The following is a 14,947-nucleotide window of genomic DNA, read 5'->3' on the forward strand; positions in this document are numbered from 1 at the left end:
TCACTAGCCTAGGTCAAAACTCAGCCGCGCACGGCATCGAGCGGCTAGCGTTAAAGCATGGCTGACGATGCTGAGAACAATTCCGAAGACGAGTTCCGCGACATGATGCGCGACTTTCTGTCGGGCGAGGGCGAAATCGATCCGGCGAAATTGGCTGGTGCGGCAGGGTTGCCCAACGATCCTGCGATGATTCAGCAACTGCTGAGCCAGCTCCAGAACGCGCTCGGCAAGAGCGGCGATGGAATTAACTGGGACATTGCTCTTGAGCAGGCCAAGAACCTCGCGTCACAAAGCACCGTGGTGTCGTTGCCTGCCGAACGCACCAAACTCGAGCAGGCCCTCCATGTGGCTGCGCTCTGGCTCGACGAGGTCACCGACATCTCCGAGCTCACCGTGGAACCCAAGCTGCTCAGCCGCAGCGAATGGGTCACCATCACGATGCCCATCTGGACCCAGCTTGCTGAACCAGTGGCCAACTCGATCGCCAATTCCCTCACGGACGTTCTCAAGCAGAACGCGCCAGAAGAGATGGATGAGATGCTCAGCGGTGCCAGCAAAGTCATGCGCAACATCGGCGGCACCCTCTTCGCCATGCAGCTCGGCCAGGTCGTTGGTCAGTTGTCGAGCGAAGTGGTGTCGGGCGGCGACATCGGCATCCCCCTCTTCGACGAGCAACAAGCGGTGCTTGTTCCGCAGAGTGTCTTCGCGTTCGGCAACGGTCTCGACCTGCCCGACAGCGAGATTCACCTCTACTTGGCGGTGCGCGAGCTCGCGCACGCCCGACTCTTCCGCCACGCAAAGTGGCTGCGTCTGCAGTTCATGACCTCCGTCACGGCCTATGCGCACGACATCCACATTGATTCGGATGCCATTGCTGAGCTGGCCAGCGGCTTCGACCCCAACAACCCTGAAGAGCTTCGCGACGCAATGACCAACGGTTCGCTGATTCCACCGAAGAGCGAAGAACAGCGCGAGGCCCTAGAGCGCCTCGAGACCGTGCTGGCCCTTGTCGAAGGCTGGGTGGATGTTGTGACGGCGGCCGCTACCTCGCGACTTCCTGCGCGCAGTGCGATCGCGGAGACAGTACGACGCCGTCGTGCTTCTGGCGGCCCCGCCGAGTCTGCTTTTGCCACTCTCGTGGGTCTCGAATTGCGCCCGCGCCGCCTGCGTGAAGCGGCAGCGATGTGGCAACACGTCACCGACGAACTTGGCGCCGACCAACGCGATGCACTGTGGTCACACCCCGACTTGATGCCGACGGCAGCCGATATCGACGATCCCGCGGCCTTGGTTGCGCGACTGCGTGATGGCGGCAGCACTCTGGACGACGTTGATCAAGCCATCAATGACCTTCTCAACGATGAGTCGGGAGATCGCCCTCACGAGGGCGAAGGCTCCTAGCCCTCAGCAAGCAGACTGCGGGCCTCCCGCTACGACGGGCGCGCGCGCAGCAAGTTTTTGTCGTCCATAGTTCATCTTCGGGCTGTGGAATCTTCACACTGACCAATCGGACAGTTGTGCACAATGGGCACATGATGCTGCGTGTAGACCCCCGACTACCGCTCGTGTGGCGATCCCCTACGAGTGCTCAGTTCGGCATTGACCCACCCGTCGTTGTATTGCCCCGCGTCACCGAGACTCAAGAGAAGATCCTCTCTGCTCTCGTGGCCGGCATCAGCCGGAGTGGCATCGGCATGCTGGCGAAGTCGCACCCCGACGAATGCAACGATCTGCTTGATGCGCTTTCGCGGGTGCTGGTCGCTACTCCCCCGCAGCCGCCGAGCGCTCACGTCGCGGTTCTCGGTTCAGGCGTTCTCGTCGAGTCCATTGCGCGCATTCTCGCCGCCAGCGGGGTGAGCGTTGATGTCGCTTCCACTCCTGATGAACTCACTAACCCCGATCCAGATCTTGCGATCGTCGTCGGTCACTTCGTGATTCCGCCATCGGTGCACTCACACTGGCTTCGCCGCGATGTGCCCCACATGCCCGTCGTCATCACCGACTCTGCTGCCGAAATTGGCCCGGTCGTTACTCCTGGAATCACCGGATGTCTGTTATGCATCGATCTTCATCGCCGAGATGCCGACCCGTCCTGGCCTGCCATCGCCACCCAACTCATGGGTCGCACCTCACTCGCGCACACCCCCACGCTCGTTGCTGAAGCCGCCGGGGAGGCGAGCCGCATGGCCCTGCATCGTCTCGGTCGCAGCGGGTACACCGTCTTCGACCAGACACCGGCCGACGCCACGTCATCGGTGCGCATCGATCACGCCACGGGCCGCCGCGATGAAAGCTTGCGCTTTCGGCATCCAGAATGTGGTTGCCAACAGGTGACGAACGTTACAAGCGTTGAGTCCGGTCCCGAACGTCGTCGAGGAAGCGGCTGGGGGCACGACGCGCAGCCCGGCCTGTTTGTGCGCTAGCCGACCACGACATCCCGAGTGATCGTCGCGCACGGGTAATACCGACGTACAGCAGACGACGTTCTTCGTCGATCGCTTCTGGTGTGCGGGCGTAGCTGATGGGCAAAAGGCCCTCATTGAGGCCGATGAGGTGCACGCACTCCCACTCCAGGCCCTTGGCCGAGTGCAGGGTTGCGAGGTTCACAGCGGAACGCAGAGGTTCGTTGTTGCTGCTCTGGCGATCGACAAGGTCGGCCACGAACTCCCGCAGCGTCATCTCGGCAGCGGCATCCTCGGCGAGACGCATGATCACGTTGAGCGATTCCCAACGCTCGCGAACGGCGCCGGCGGTCTCGGGTGGTTCTTGCGACCATCCGATGGAGCGCAGGATGTCGCTGACTGACTTGAACAGTGGCTCGGTCGCCGTGGTGATTGAGGCACCACGCAACAGCATGATGGCCTCTTTAACTTCGCGCTGGTCAAAGAAGCGAGTCGCTCCGCGCACGAGGAAAGGCACGCCGGCCGCGGTGAGCGCGGCCTCAATGGGCTGCGACTGAGCGTTGATGCGATAGAGCACGGCGATGTCTTCGGGGCTGGTTCCCGCGGCAATTTGGGCCGCGACTGCGGCGGCAATGGCGGCGGCCTCGGCGTTGTCATCGTCGTAGCCAGTGACCTGCGGGGTCGGCGAGTGCTCGGTTGTTGCCGCCTGCAGGGTGAGCGCACCCTTCTGGTTCGCCATCAACTTGTTCGCGGTGTGCACAATCTCGGGAGTCGAACGGTAGTTGCGTTCGAGTCGAAGTACCGCAGCGTTGTCATGCTGCGAAGCGAAGCGCAGCAAGAAGTCAGGGCTCGCTCCGGCAAAGGAGTAAATGGTCTGGCTCACATCGCCGACGACACAAAGATCATCGCGGTCGCCCACCCACAGCCGCAGCAGTTCGTGTTGCAGCGGGGAAACGTCCTGATATTCATCCACGACAAAGAAACGGTATTGCTCGCGAACCTGCTGCGCGATACGGGGCTCGGCCTCGATCATGCCGGCTGCAGCCAAGAGCACGTCTTCGAAATCGATCTGGCGCCGGGCATCCTTGATCGACTCGTAGGCGGACTGGAGTTCAACCATCTTGTCGATAGTGAGGGCCGCGGGCACCGTACGGCCGGCATTGCCGTATTGCTCCACCGACATCCGCGACGTCTTCCGCCACTCGATTTCGGCAGCGACATCGCGCAACGTTGCGGTATCGAGCTTGAGTTTGATCGAGTCGGCAGCGTGCGCAATCATGCGCGCTTTGCCCTCGAGGAGACGCGGCATCGTGCCACCGATGGTCTGCGGCCAAAAAGCGTTGAGCTGGGAGAGAGCCGAGGCGTGGAAGGTGCGCGCGGCGACGCCTTCTGCCCCGAGGCCACGCAGGCGCCCGCGCAGTTCCCCCGCGGCGCGATTCGTAAAGGTCAGAGCCATCACTCGGCCAGGAGGGTACACACCGGTCGCGACGCCGTACGCAATGCGGTGAGTGATTGCGCGAGTCTTTCCCGTGCCGGCACCCGCGAGAAGGCATACCGGTCCGAGGAGCGTTTCGGCGGCCTGACGCTGGCCCTCGTCTAGTGCGTCGAGTAATTCGTTAGCGTCAAGCGTCACGGTTGTTCGTCAATCGGTTGGCCGTACCAGTGCTCGATGATGGCGCGAGCGATCGAAGCATGGCCCGGCAGGCGGATGTCATTGAGAGAGTTCGCAAGCTCGTCGCGGCTGAACCAACGCAGGTCAAGAATCTCGGTGCCGTCCGGGGTACCCGGGCCCTTGAAACCGGGAGCAACGGATGCCGTGAAGCCGAGCATGAGCGAGGCCGGAAACGGCCAGGGCTGGCTGCCCAAATAGACGGGATCAACCACGGGAACGCCGGATTCCTCGAAAATTTCGCGCTGCACGGCAGACTCCAACGACTCCCCCGGCTCTACAAAGCCGGCAAGCAACGAGTACCGGTTCGATTCCCAGAGTGCGTTCGACCCGAGCAGCAAGCGGTCGTCGTTGTCGGTGACGCCCACAATGATCGCGGGATCAGTGCGAGGAAAGACTTCAAGTTTGGAGGCGACATCGCGGCGCACCCAACCGGCCTTCTCCACGACGGTCGGCTCTCCCGTGCGAGGTGAGAACAAGTGCGAGGAATGCCAATTCAAGATCGCGAGCGCTTCAGTGAAGAGCCCCGCATCGCGATCGCTCAGCTGTGGAGCAATGCTGCGCAGGTTGCCCCACTCGGCCTCGGCAAAGTGGCCGGCATCCTCAAGTTCGACCGTCACGATGGGGGTGCCCACTGGTTCCGGACTCGTGGTCGACATCGAACGCCCCAAATAGACGCTCGTGTGGCCGCGCTCGATGGCATCCGGGTGCAAGAGAGCCAACGAACCGTCGGCAGACAGCAGCGCCGAGCCATTGAAAATGGGCAGCACGCGGGTGCCCGATTCGCGCCACAAGCGGTCAAGAAGACGCGGGTCTTCCCGAGCTAGGTGGTCACGATCGATCTCATATCGCGACAATGGCAGTCGCGAAAGAAAAGCCTGTGACATGTATCGACCCCGTCCCAAGTGCGTGGCGTGCGGCAAATGCACGTCAGAGCAACCTACCCTGAGTGTTATGGCCAGATCACATCTCACTCTAGCCGCGCTGGCGACCTCTGCTGTCGAGGGACTCGAAGTTGCCGCAGCCGCCCCGTTCGGCACCGGCAACGGAAACGACTTCGATTCGGCGCTCATCACTGACCGCGCCGGCAAACACTGGATTATTCGTGTGCCGCGAAACGCTGCGGCCGAGAACGTACAGTCCGCCGACCTCGTCGCTTTGCGCGCGTTAAGCGCCGGCGTACGCACTCGACTCCCGTTCAATGTCACCAGCTATGCGGGCCAGGTTCCCGTCGGACAAACGCGCGGCATCGTCTACGAATTTGTGTACGGCAGCAAGGTTCCGATGCGCTCGTACACGACCGGTGCTGGGTCGCTTGCGGCATCCATCGGTTCCGCGATCGCCGCGATTCACGCCCTTCCGACAAGCTTCGTTGCGGATGCCGGGCTCCCCGTGCAGACCGCCGGCGAGTGCCTCCGTTCCTGCATTTCAATCATCGATCGCGCCGCCGCCACTAAGTTGGTGCCCGCAGCACTGCTCGAACGCTGGCGCAAAGCGGCCGAAGATTCCAAGCTCTGGCAGTTCCAGCCCAGCGTCGTCAATGGTTCCCTCGTCTCCGATTCGTTCCTGAGCGCCGACAACGCTGTGACCGGCGTGCTCGGCTGGCAAGACATCAAGGTCGGCGATCCGGCAACAGACCTACAGTGGCTGCTTGGTCCGCGCAATGACGCGATCATCGACACCGCCTTCGGTGCCTATGCGGATGCTCGCGGAGCCGGCGACCGCCAGCTCAAGCAACGCGCCACCTTCTATGCCGAACTCTCGGTCGCGAAGTGGTTGCTGCACGGCACCGAAGTGCGCAGTACCGAAATCGTTGACGACGCCGGTGAGATGCTCACGACGCTGCTCGATGACATTCGTGACGACGTGATGAACCCCATCAGCGCCAACACGATGCCGACCATGGCAGTGGACGAAGTTGAGGCAATGCTGCGCAAGGACAACCGCGCAGTTTAGTTTCACCGGCGTTAGCGCCGTGGCTCGTTGGCTCGTTGGCGTGCCGCACACGCCGTTCCGCATGCGCCATTCTCACCGCGCCTGCTCGCTACTTGCGTTCGCGGCGCCTCTTCGACGAAGAACGTAGGAGCGTCGAGCGCAACTTTCGCAACTTCATGCCGTGAGATTCCGACGGCACTGCTGCGGCATCCACGATGGTGATGGGCTCGGTGATCGCGCGCGACTGATGCTTCGGCACGATGGCCACCCAACGACCGGCTCGGCGCGGCGCCACTTTTACCGTGAGGCGACCGGAGCGGGCGAGCACGATAGCGATGCCGATCGCGACCGCGGCGGGCACGCCACCGGCGATGACGAAGGCAAGCTTGGCGCCCCAGAGTTCGGCGATGGTTCCCATGAGCGGACCACCGACGGCCTGGCCGCCAAGAATCACCATGACCCAGAAGGCCATAACGCGACCACGAATGACGAGGTTCGACGAGAGTTGAACCATCGTTTCAGCGGCAGTCATGAGGAGCAGTCGGCTGAGGCCGATACCAATCAGCACACCCAAGAACATGCCGTAAATGGGTACGATGCCCGCGAGCATCATCATGGCGCCGTAGAGCACCGCTCCAAAGATGATCGTGCGCAGGCGGAGACTCGCTCGGCGGGCTGAAGCAAGTGCTCCGAGCAGGGCGCCGATCGCGGCGAGTGAGTTGTACAGGCCGTAACCGCTGGCGCCGGTGTCGTAGACGGTGTTGGCCATGGCGGCGAGAAGCGTGGGCATCGGCATCCCGAACACAGCGACAACGAAAACCATCACCATTGTCCAGAACAGTGTGGGTTTGGCACGAATGTAGCGAATCGCTTCGCGAATTTGGCCCTTTGATTCCGGAGCCCGCGGGGCGATCAGCAGTTCGTTCTTGCGCATGGACGCCAGGATGATCACTCCGATGACCACCGCGACAGCGTTGATGCCGATTGCCCAGCCGGAGCCAGCGGCAACGATGAGTGCTCCACTCAGGGCAGGCCCGAGGAAGGCGCCCGAGTGGAAAATCGACGCGTTGAGGCTGATGGCATTGCGCAGATGGCGAGGTCCAACGAGCTCGTTGACGAACACCGCACGAGCAGGGTTGTCGAAGACCTGGATGATACCCATTAGGAGCACGAGCAGATAGACGAGCCAGAGCTGGGCGACCCCCATGATGGTGATGATTGCGAGCGCAAGACTGAGCATGCCGATGATGGACTGCGCGACCATCAGAGTCGCCCGCTTGTCGAAACGGTCGGCGATCACTCCGGCATACGCGCCAAGGATGATCGTCGGCGTGAACTGAATGGCGATCGTCAGGCCGACGAGCGCTACGTTTCCCGTGAGTTCCAGAACGAGCCAGTCGACGGCGATGCGCTGCACCCACGCCGCCGTGTACGCGATGAATTGCGCGATGACGTAGAGGCGGTAGTTGTGGAGCCGCAGGGAGCTGAAGGTATCGCGCCAGAGCGGCCGTTGCATGACCGCCGAAATTGGCACGGTCGCCGGCGACGTCTCAGATGGCATGCTCACACGCTCAAGCGTATTGTCTGCTCACTCATTTCACGGCATAATCAACGCTATAAATTCGATTACGTTTCGTAATGGGGCATTGTGTTTGATCCTGTCTTGCTGAAATCGTTCGTCGCCGTCGCCGACACCCTCAGCTTCACCGACGCCGCTCGCACCCTTGAACTCAGCCAGCCCACGATTAGCCAACACATCCGCAAGCTCGAAGCTGCTGCAGGCCGGATACTCGTGCTTCGCGACACTCGCACCGTCTCCCTCACTGACAACGGTGAGGCCATGCTCGGCTTTGCGCGCGCAATTCTGGCTGCCGAAGACCAGGCGGTGAAGTACTTCACCGGTTCTGCCATGCGCGGCCGGCTTCGGTTCGGATCAGCGGATGACCTCGCACTCACCCAGTTGCCGCGCATCCTGCGTGACTTTCGCCAGCTCTATCCGCACATCAATCTCGAGCTCACCGTGAGTCAGAGCGGCAATCTCGTACGCCGCCTGCAGGCCGGTCAGCTCGACCTCGTTTTCGTCAAGCAAGACGCTGGAGCGGAGGGCGGACGCTTGGTGCGCCGCGACCGGATGGTGTGGCTAGGCCACAAGAGCATGACCGTGGAATCGGGGACACCGGTTCCGCTCATCGCCTATCAGGCGCCCAGTCTGGGGCGTGCGTACGCGATGCGCGCGCTTGAGGCTGTCGGACGCACCTGGCGCATCACCTGCAATGTGAAGGAAGTGAATGGGGCTCTCGCCGCTGTGCGGGCAGGCATCGGAATCGCAGTATTTCCGCAGTCGCTCATCCCGCCCGACTTGGCCCAGGTGCCAGCATCATTCGATCTGCCAGAGCTTGGCGATGTCGACTTCGTGTTGCTCGACAACCCGATGGCGGCCCGCGAACCAATCGAGGCGCTCAGCACCGCCATTCTGAGCCGGCCGGTGCAGCGGCGCACCTAGCCACCGGCGCGCTTAGACACTGACTGGCTCCGCCAGCGGCAGGCTCAGTCACCGACAGGCTCAGCCACCGAAACTGGGTGCGGCGCCGACAGACTTCGCCCAGGCGTCACGCAGTTCGGCCTCGTCGGAGATGTGTTCAGGCCGAATCACGATGTCATCAGCGACGAAGTAGAACGCCGCATCGATCTTCTCGGGCGGCACCCCCTTCCACTGCGCGTAGGCCAGGCGGTAGAGCGCAAGCTGCAGTTGCTTCGCTTCGAGGTCGGCCGCATCCTGCGGAGCCCGACCGGTCTTCCAATCGACGATTTCGAAACGGTCACCGTCGGCATACACGGCATCGATCTTGCAAATGACGACGCGGTCACCGAAGGGGACGTGAATCTCGATCTCAACATCGACCGGTTTGCGCGTGGCCCACGCCGAACGCTCGAAGGTGGCTTGCAGCTCGGCGAGCTTTTCGACATCCGCCGCGTTCTCGCCTTCGAACCCATCGAAGTCAGTGCCATCAATTTCGAGAACAAAAGCATCAAGCGTTTCGGTGGATGCTGTAGAACCGAATCGCGATTCGACCCACTCGTGAAATTGGGTTCCGAGGCGCGTGGCCCGGTAGGGCCTTTCGGGCATGGGACGACGGAGCGAGAGAGCGACGGCTTCGGGGTCGGCGATGTAGTCCTTGAAGCGAGAGGCCGGGATGCGCTGCGGCAGCGGGGTGCGCCGCGCTTCGCTAGCGGCACGGCTGCGCTCAGCGAGCAGAAGGTCGATCTCGTGCGACCAGAGGCCGTCGGTGCCGGGGTCGGCTGTGGCGACGAGGTGCGCGGCGGTTTCAACGCTCGTACGGCGGTTGCCGAGGGGGTCGAACGGCCAGAGCGGGTCGACGACATCGTTGAGAGTGGGGTTCTCGTCGTTGACCGGGTCGGCGGGAAGCTCTTCGATCAGCCCGCGCTCTTCGAGCTCTTGCAGGAAGATACTCGGTGCTTGTGGTTTGCTGCGGCTCGACCAGAACGAACCGGTCAGCAGCAGATTGTCGCGGGCACGCGTGATCGCAACGTAGCCGAGGCGTCGTTCTTCTGCCTGGTGGCGGTCGGCCAGTGCCGATTTGAATTCTTTGAGAGAGCCATCAAACTCGGATTGGTAGTGCGCACTCTCCCACTCGAGTTCGGGTAGTTCGCCGGCATCGCCACGAAACGCGAAGGGCAGCTTGCCGAAACTTACCCACCCTTTGCCCTCGCGAGAGGTGGCTGGCACTTCGCCCTCCACTAAGCGGGGCACGGCCACGAGATCCCATTCCAACCCTTTGGAGGCGTGAATCGTGAGCAATTGCACCGTGCCGGCTTCGGCATCGTCACTGCGCGGGCCCATCATGTCTTGCTGCGTTGCCCGTCGCAACCACGACAAGAAGCTGCCCAAGTTTGCCTGATCATCACTGGCCAAGAAGCCTGCAAGCTCATCGTGGAAGGCATACAGATTCGCCATTCCGTAGGCCTGTGGGCGGCTCGCCACCACCTCGATGTCAAGGAGCAGCTCTTGCTCAAGCAAGCGCACGAGATCGCCGAGTTCGAGCCCTGCACGCGAACGGAAGAATGCCAATTGCTTGGCGGCATCCTTGAGTCGAGACAGGCCTTCTTCGCTGAAACCCTTGAGCTGCGAGTGGCTTGCGGGAGCTTCGCCTACGAAGTCGAGAGCATCGACAATGGATGCCGAATCATCGACGGCGACGGAGTCCCGCATCCGCTGGCGCACTTCGGCGCTCAGCTCCTGCTGCGTGACTGAGCGGCTCAGCAACCAGCGCGAGAGTGACGCGAGCTCTTGGAGATCGCGCGGGCCGATGGACCAGCGCGCGCCCGACAGCAGCCGAATGAGTTCAGAGCCGGCGGTGGGGTCGTGGATCACGGTGAGCGCGCTCACAAGATCAACGATTTCGGGGGTCGAGAGCAGGCCACCGATGCCGAGCACGTGGTACGGAATGTCTTCTGCGCCTAGGGCAGTTGCGAAACGCTCCATGTCGCTGCGACGCCGGAACAGGATGGCGGCGGTCGGCGGGGTGGGAGCCTCAGCGTCAGGATCGGGGTTGTAGTGGTTCCACGCCTGCGGCGCTAGGGCACGAGCAAACCACTTCGCGACGCCGTGGGCTTCTTCATCAATGTGTTCGAAATAAAACGTGTCGACCGATCCAGCGGGGGCGGCGGGCCGAGCACCGAGCGATTCGACGCGCACTGGTGAGCGTGCGCTGAGCGGTTCGACGATCACGTTGGCGGCGTCGAGCACGGTGGTGGCATTGCGCCAACTCGTAGAGAGAGCGAAATATTGCGCATCAGCGTTCTCGGTGAAGTCGCGACTGAAACGCGCGAGGTTAGCGGCGCTGGCTCCACGCCAGCCATAAATGGACTGGTGCGGGTCACCGACGGCCATGACCGAATGGTTGCCGAAGAGGCGTGCGAGCAGTCGGGTTTGCACGACGCTCGTGTCTTGGTATTCGTCGAGAAGAACGACCCGATAGCGGTCTTGGTAGTGCGCAACAACGTCGTCGGAGCGCTCAGCCACCTCAAGGGCGAGAGCAACTTGGTCGCTAAATTCGAGGAGGCCCTGCGCCCGCTTCTGCTGGGCATACTGAACAGCCAGAGTGAGCAACGGCGCGAGCGAACCAACCTCTTTCACGGCGTCAATAACCGAGGCGTAGGGGGTTTTCTTGCGGGCAGTCTCGGCGTAGGGAAGCTCGGAAATCTGGGTGAAGCGCTCCGCGTAGACGGCAACGTCAGCGGCATTGGCGACGTTGTCACTGAGCGCATGGCTGAGGTCGAGAACGGCCTCGGTGAGCGCGCTGATCGACTTTTCGAGGCCGATGAGCCGTTCATCCGTGCTCGACACCACAAGTTTGCGCGCGAGTTGCCAGGAGGACGGATCGTTGAGGAGAGTCGATTCGGGTTCGCGACCGATCAGGAGCGCATTTTCGGTGAAGAGTGCGCTGGCAAAGGAGTTGTAGGTCGAGATAGTGGGTTGATCGAACTCGATCGATGCCGTCTCGGGGGTCGCCACAAATCGTTCGGGATGCGCGCTCTGCACCTCGCGCAGAATCGCGATGCGTTCGCTCACGCGCTTGCTGAGCGAACCCGCGGCTTTTCGGGTGAAAGTGAGGCCGAGAATCTGGTCGGGGCTCACGAGGTTGTTGGCGACGAGCCACACGACGCGGCTGGCCATCGTGTCGGTCTTGCCGCTGCCCGCGCCGGCGACGACGAGGGCGGGGCTCAAGGGCGCCTCGATCACCACACGCTGTTGTTCGGTGGGAGCGTGGATGCCCATGAGACCGGCGAGGTCGACAGAAGAGATCATCGGGCGCTCACCGCCGGCACAACGTGGATGCGGCAGTTGCCGAAGCTCCACGGGTCGGTGCAGTGGCTGCTGACCCTGGCTACGAATACGCTGCCGGCCATTCCGCGGGCATCCTCGATCACGCGCTGTCGGAACAGTTCGAGCTCCTCGTCGTTCATCGGTTGCTGCTTGGGGGCGTCATAGTCGCGCGTCTTGGCCGACGGCGAGAGCACGACAAGCTTCGCTCCCCCGTTGACGAGATCTTCGGGCACGCCCTCAATGGCTCCGGAGGCGAAGGCGAGTTGGTAAGCGGCGAGCTGCGGATGATCGGCAACGGCCTTATCGCTCGATGGCTCGTTCTTGCCGGTCTTGAGGTCGACGATCACGGCAGTGGTGCCGCCGTACATCTCGACGCGGTCTATCTTTCCGCTCAGTCGGGCTTGTTCGAGGGGAAGCACGAAGCCCATCTCGTTGCTGATGAGTTCTCCGCCATCGGCCGCGAAATCACGCAGATAGGTGGCGAGGTGTTGCGTGAGTTTCTTCGCCCGCAGCTTCTCGGCCTCCGATTGCCAGGAGGCCTCGAAGGTCATCTCGCCCCAGCGTTCTTCCACCGCCTTGTAGAGCGCATCGGCGCTGAAATCAGTGGCCGTTTCAGCAACACCGTGGATGAGCGAGCCAAGGTTGGAGGCCACATTGGTCGTGGAGCCACCCAGCTGGTCGATCGCCCAGTGCAGGGGGCAGGTCTCGAACGATTCCATGCGCGAGGGAGACACCCGCACTTCCGCATCCGGTTCGGTCAGGTCGACAAGCGGCGCGGTGGTGCTCGGCGCGCGAAGCCCGTACCAGGAGCGCGGATCGGCACCGGGAACACTCTCGCCGGCGAGGCGTGCCAGCGACGCCGCAGCAGCCTCCGGCTGAGAGCCCGTGGTCAGCTCGCGGCGCAGCACGCCCACGAGCCCACGCAGGCTGAGCGGCGGGCGCGAACGCACGGGCTCATCCGGTTCGGGAATGAGCGTCAAGAATGGGGACGGCATGTTGTCGTCACCGGCCACGGCAGTGACGATCACCTCGCTCGTGGCCCGCGACACGGCCTGGGCGAACATCCGTAACTCGTCGTGGAGCACTTCGCGGCGACGGTCGGCGACCGCGAGCTTCTCCCCCGCCAGCACACGCGGCAGATCGTGGGCTCCGAGCAACGAGCCACGCACGCGCAGGTTGGGCCACACGTTCTCTTGCATGCCGGCAACCACCACGACATCGAACTCTTGGCCGATGACGGATGCCGGCGTTCCGACCGTGACCGAGTCAACGATCGACCGCGCGGCGAGGGTGTCTTCCGCGACATCGGCCGAGAGCCATTCGTTGAGAAAAACGTTGGCGGGCGCATCCGGTCGACGCTCCACAAAGCGCTTGGCCGAGGAGAACAGGGCAACCACGGCATCGAGGTGACGGTTGGCTTCTTCGGCGACAACGCCCGCGCCCAGTGCTTGCTCGAACCAGCGATCGGCGAGGCCGCTGCGCTGCCACGCGCCCCACAGGAGTTCTTCGATGGTGTCGCCTGCGGCCCCCGCAGCGGCGGTTTCGCGAAGGTTCTTGGCGACCGCTGCAGCCTGCCGGGCGACGCGATTGTCGATCGTGACGAACCCGGCCGGAGCCGCAAGCGCCTGCGCGATCAACTCGTCGGCCGAGTCGTAAATTTCGGCACCGAGCGCTTCGTGACGCAGCGCAGCCTTGAGGCGCCGTAGCGAGACGGTGTCGAAACCGCCAACGGAACTGCACAGCAGCTCGACGGCTGCTGCGGCATCCAGCGGGCGACGTGTCAATGCCAGCTCAAGCAAGACGATCAAGCCGTTGACACTGAATTCGTCGCGCACGGCACTGCGCGCACTCGACACACTCGTCACAACTTCGAGGGTGCGCAACTGCCGGGCCAGCGATGGAATCAGCGAACCGGTGCGCACGATGACGGCCATTCGCGACCACGGCACCGACTCGAGCACATGCTTCTCGCGCAGGTGGCGCGCGATGAACGCAACCTCTTCGGCCGGTGTCGACAGCTGAAAACTGTGGATGCTCGACGGCGCTGTGGCGACCGCCGGTGACTTGCGCTGCTCAATGAGCCCCGCAACACCGATGCGCTGGGTGAGATTAGTCACCGTCTGACGCAGCTCAGCACTGTGCCGATGCACCGATGACAAAAACAACGATTCACAGTGCTCAAGGTGAAGGCGTGTTGCCCACTGCGACAGCACGGCAGGCTGCGCGCCCCGGAACGACCCCGTGGTGAGGTCAGGATCGCCGAAACCGATGATCGTGATGCCGCGACTGGCGAGTGCCCGCACGAGAGAAATAGTGGCCTCGGTGAGTTCGTGGGCGTCATCGACCACGACCAACCGCAGCCGATCGATCGCCGCATAGTGGCCGCCCTCAATCAGCCCAGCGGCCTCAGCCAGCAGCTCGCTCGCGTCGAAATGCCGATCGCGATAGCTGGCCTTCACCTGGTCGTACACAGAAATGAACGCGGATGCCGCCACCCATTCCGGTCGATCGGTGCGTTCGCCGAGCGCCGCCAAGTCAGCGGGAGTGACCCCAAACTCGACACAGCGCATCATGAGATCTCGCAACTCGGTGCGGAACCCCCGCAGGCGGCGAACCTCTGGATCGAGGTGGGCCGGCCACGGCGCTCCCGTGCCGTCGGCGATTTCGCCCGCCAGCAGGTCAGAAATAATTTGGTCTTGCTCAGCGCCTGTGAGCAGTGTTGGCGGGCCTTCTCCGGCAACAGCAGCAGCCTCGCGAATCACTTCGAACGCGAGCGAGTTCGCGGTTCGTGCCATTGGCCCCAAGGTGGGCGCATCAATGCGCGCCGCCAAACGATCACGCAGCGCCGTCGCACTCTGACGGGTGGCCGACAGCACCACAATCTGCTCGGGCGACCAGCCGCGGGCGTGCACACGCTGCGCCACCAGCTCAACAAGAGTCTCGGTTTTACCCGTGCCCGGCGCTCCAACAACGATCGCGCTCACACCGTCGGCGAGGTCGACAACAGCGCGCTGAGAATCGTCGAGCGTATGCGGTGCGTTAGCCGCGGCATCCGCACGCTCAGAGGGCAAGGTGACCATGCGTCAACGCTAT

The 14,947-nt window shown here is 62.9% G+C and carries 9 protein-coding genes; 4 read left to right on the plus strand and 5 right to left on the minus strand.

Annotated features, from left to right (window positions below):
* The first annotated feature begins 57 nt into the window (after window positions 1-57).
* Together I6E51_RS10205 and I6E51_RS10210 are read left to right on the plus strand one after the other, a co-directional pair.
* Window positions 58-1,401, plus strand: a complete 1,344-nt coding sequence (locus tag I6E51_RS10205) for a zinc-dependent metalloprotease (RefSeq protein ID WP_197110256.1) — start codon at window positions 58-60, stop codon at window positions 1,399-1,401.
* A 131-nt stretch (window positions 1,402-1,532) separates the two neighbouring features.
* The gene (locus I6E51_RS10210) at window positions 1,533-2,423 is read left to right on the plus strand and encodes a hypothetical protein (protein WP_197110257.1); all 891 of its coding nucleotides are present in this window, start codon (window positions 1,533-1,535) and stop codon (window positions 2,421-2,423) included.
* Here I6E51_RS10210 and I6E51_RS14560 read toward each other — a convergent pair.
* Entirely contained in the window at window positions 2,341-4,035 is a 1,695-nt protein-coding gene (locus tag I6E51_RS14560) for an ATP-dependent helicase (RefSeq protein ID WP_197110258.1), read from the minus strand. The genes I6E51_RS10210 and I6E51_RS14560 overlap by 83 nt on opposite strands.
* A complete protein-coding gene (nudC, locus tag I6E51_RS10220) occupies window positions 4,032-4,958 on the minus strand; it encodes an NAD(+) diphosphatase (RefSeq protein ID WP_197107338.1) in 927 nt (308 codons plus the stop codon). The genes I6E51_RS14560 and nudC overlap by 4 nt, the downstream gene beginning before the upstream one ends.
* Window positions 4,959-5,025: 67 nt before the next feature.
* Here nudC and I6E51_RS10225 point away from each other — a divergent pair, with 67 nt between their 5' ends.
* Window positions 5,026-6,027, plus strand: coding sequence for a phosphotransferase (locus I6E51_RS10225; RefSeq protein WP_197107339.1), 1,002 nt, complete (start codon window positions 5,026-5,028; stop codon window positions 6,025-6,027).
* An 88-nt stretch (window positions 6,028-6,115) separates the two neighbouring features.
* Here I6E51_RS10225 and I6E51_RS10230 read toward each other — a convergent pair whose 3' ends face one another.
* On the minus strand, window positions 6,116-7,567 hold the full coding sequence (locus I6E51_RS10230) for an MFS transporter (protein WP_197110259.1): 1,452 nt from the start codon (window positions 7,565-7,567) through the stop codon (window positions 6,116-6,118).
* 87 nt (window positions 7,568-7,654) lie between these two features.
* Between I6E51_RS10230 and I6E51_RS10235 the strand changes: the two genes are divergently transcribed.
* Window positions 7,655-8,509: a LysR family transcriptional regulator gene (locus I6E51_RS10235; RefSeq protein WP_197110260.1), complete on the plus strand. Its 855-nt coding sequence runs from the start codon at window positions 7,655-7,657 to the stop codon at window positions 8,507-8,509.
* A 60-nt stretch (window positions 8,510-8,569) separates the two neighbouring features.
* Here the strand turns inward: I6E51_RS10235 and I6E51_RS10240 are convergent, their stop codons facing one another.
* Window positions 8,570-11,836, minus strand: coding sequence for an ATP-dependent DNA helicase (locus I6E51_RS10240; protein ID WP_197110261.1), 3,267 nt, complete (start codon window positions 11,834-11,836; stop codon window positions 8,570-8,572).
* A complete protein-coding gene (locus I6E51_RS10245) occupies window positions 11,833-14,934 on the minus strand; it encodes an ATP-dependent DNA helicase (RefSeq protein ID WP_197110262.1) in 3,102 nt (1,033 codons plus the stop codon). The genes I6E51_RS10240 and I6E51_RS10245 overlap by 4 nt, the downstream gene beginning before the upstream one ends.
* Window positions 14,935-14,947: the final 13 nt, after the last annotated feature.

The sequence above is a fragment of the Salinibacterium sp. NSLL17 genome (genome assembly GCF_015864935.1).
Lineage (GTDB): Bacteria > Actinomycetota > Actinomycetes > Actinomycetales > Microbacteriaceae > Rhodoglobus.

Coding starts and splice junctions, on each gene's coding strand:
- I6E51_RS10205 (WP_197110256.1), top strand. CDS start 58: ATGGCTGACGATGCTGAGAACAATTCCGAAGACGAGTTCCGCGACATG.
- I6E51_RS10210 (WP_197110257.1), top strand. CDS start 1,533: ATGATGCTGCGTGTAGACCCCCGACTACCGCTCGTGTGGCGATCCCCT.
- nudC (WP_197107338.1), bottom strand. CDS start 4,958: ATGTCACAGGCTTTTCTTTCGCGACTGCCATTGTCGCGATATGAGATC.
- I6E51_RS10225 (WP_197107339.1), top strand. CDS start 5,026: ATGGCCAGATCACATCTCACTCTAGCCGCGCTGGCGACCTCTGCTGTC.
- I6E51_RS10230 (WP_197110259.1), bottom strand. CDS start 7,567: ATGCCATCTGAGACGTCGCCGGCGACCGTGCCAATTTCGGCGGTCATG.
- I6E51_RS10240 (WP_197110261.1), bottom strand. CDS start 11,836: ATGATCTCTTCTGTCGACCTCGCCGGTCTCATGGGCATCCACGCTCCC.
- I6E51_RS10245 (WP_197110262.1), bottom strand. CDS start 14,934: ATGGTCACCTTGCCCTCTGAGCGTGCGGATGCCGCGGCTAACGCACCG.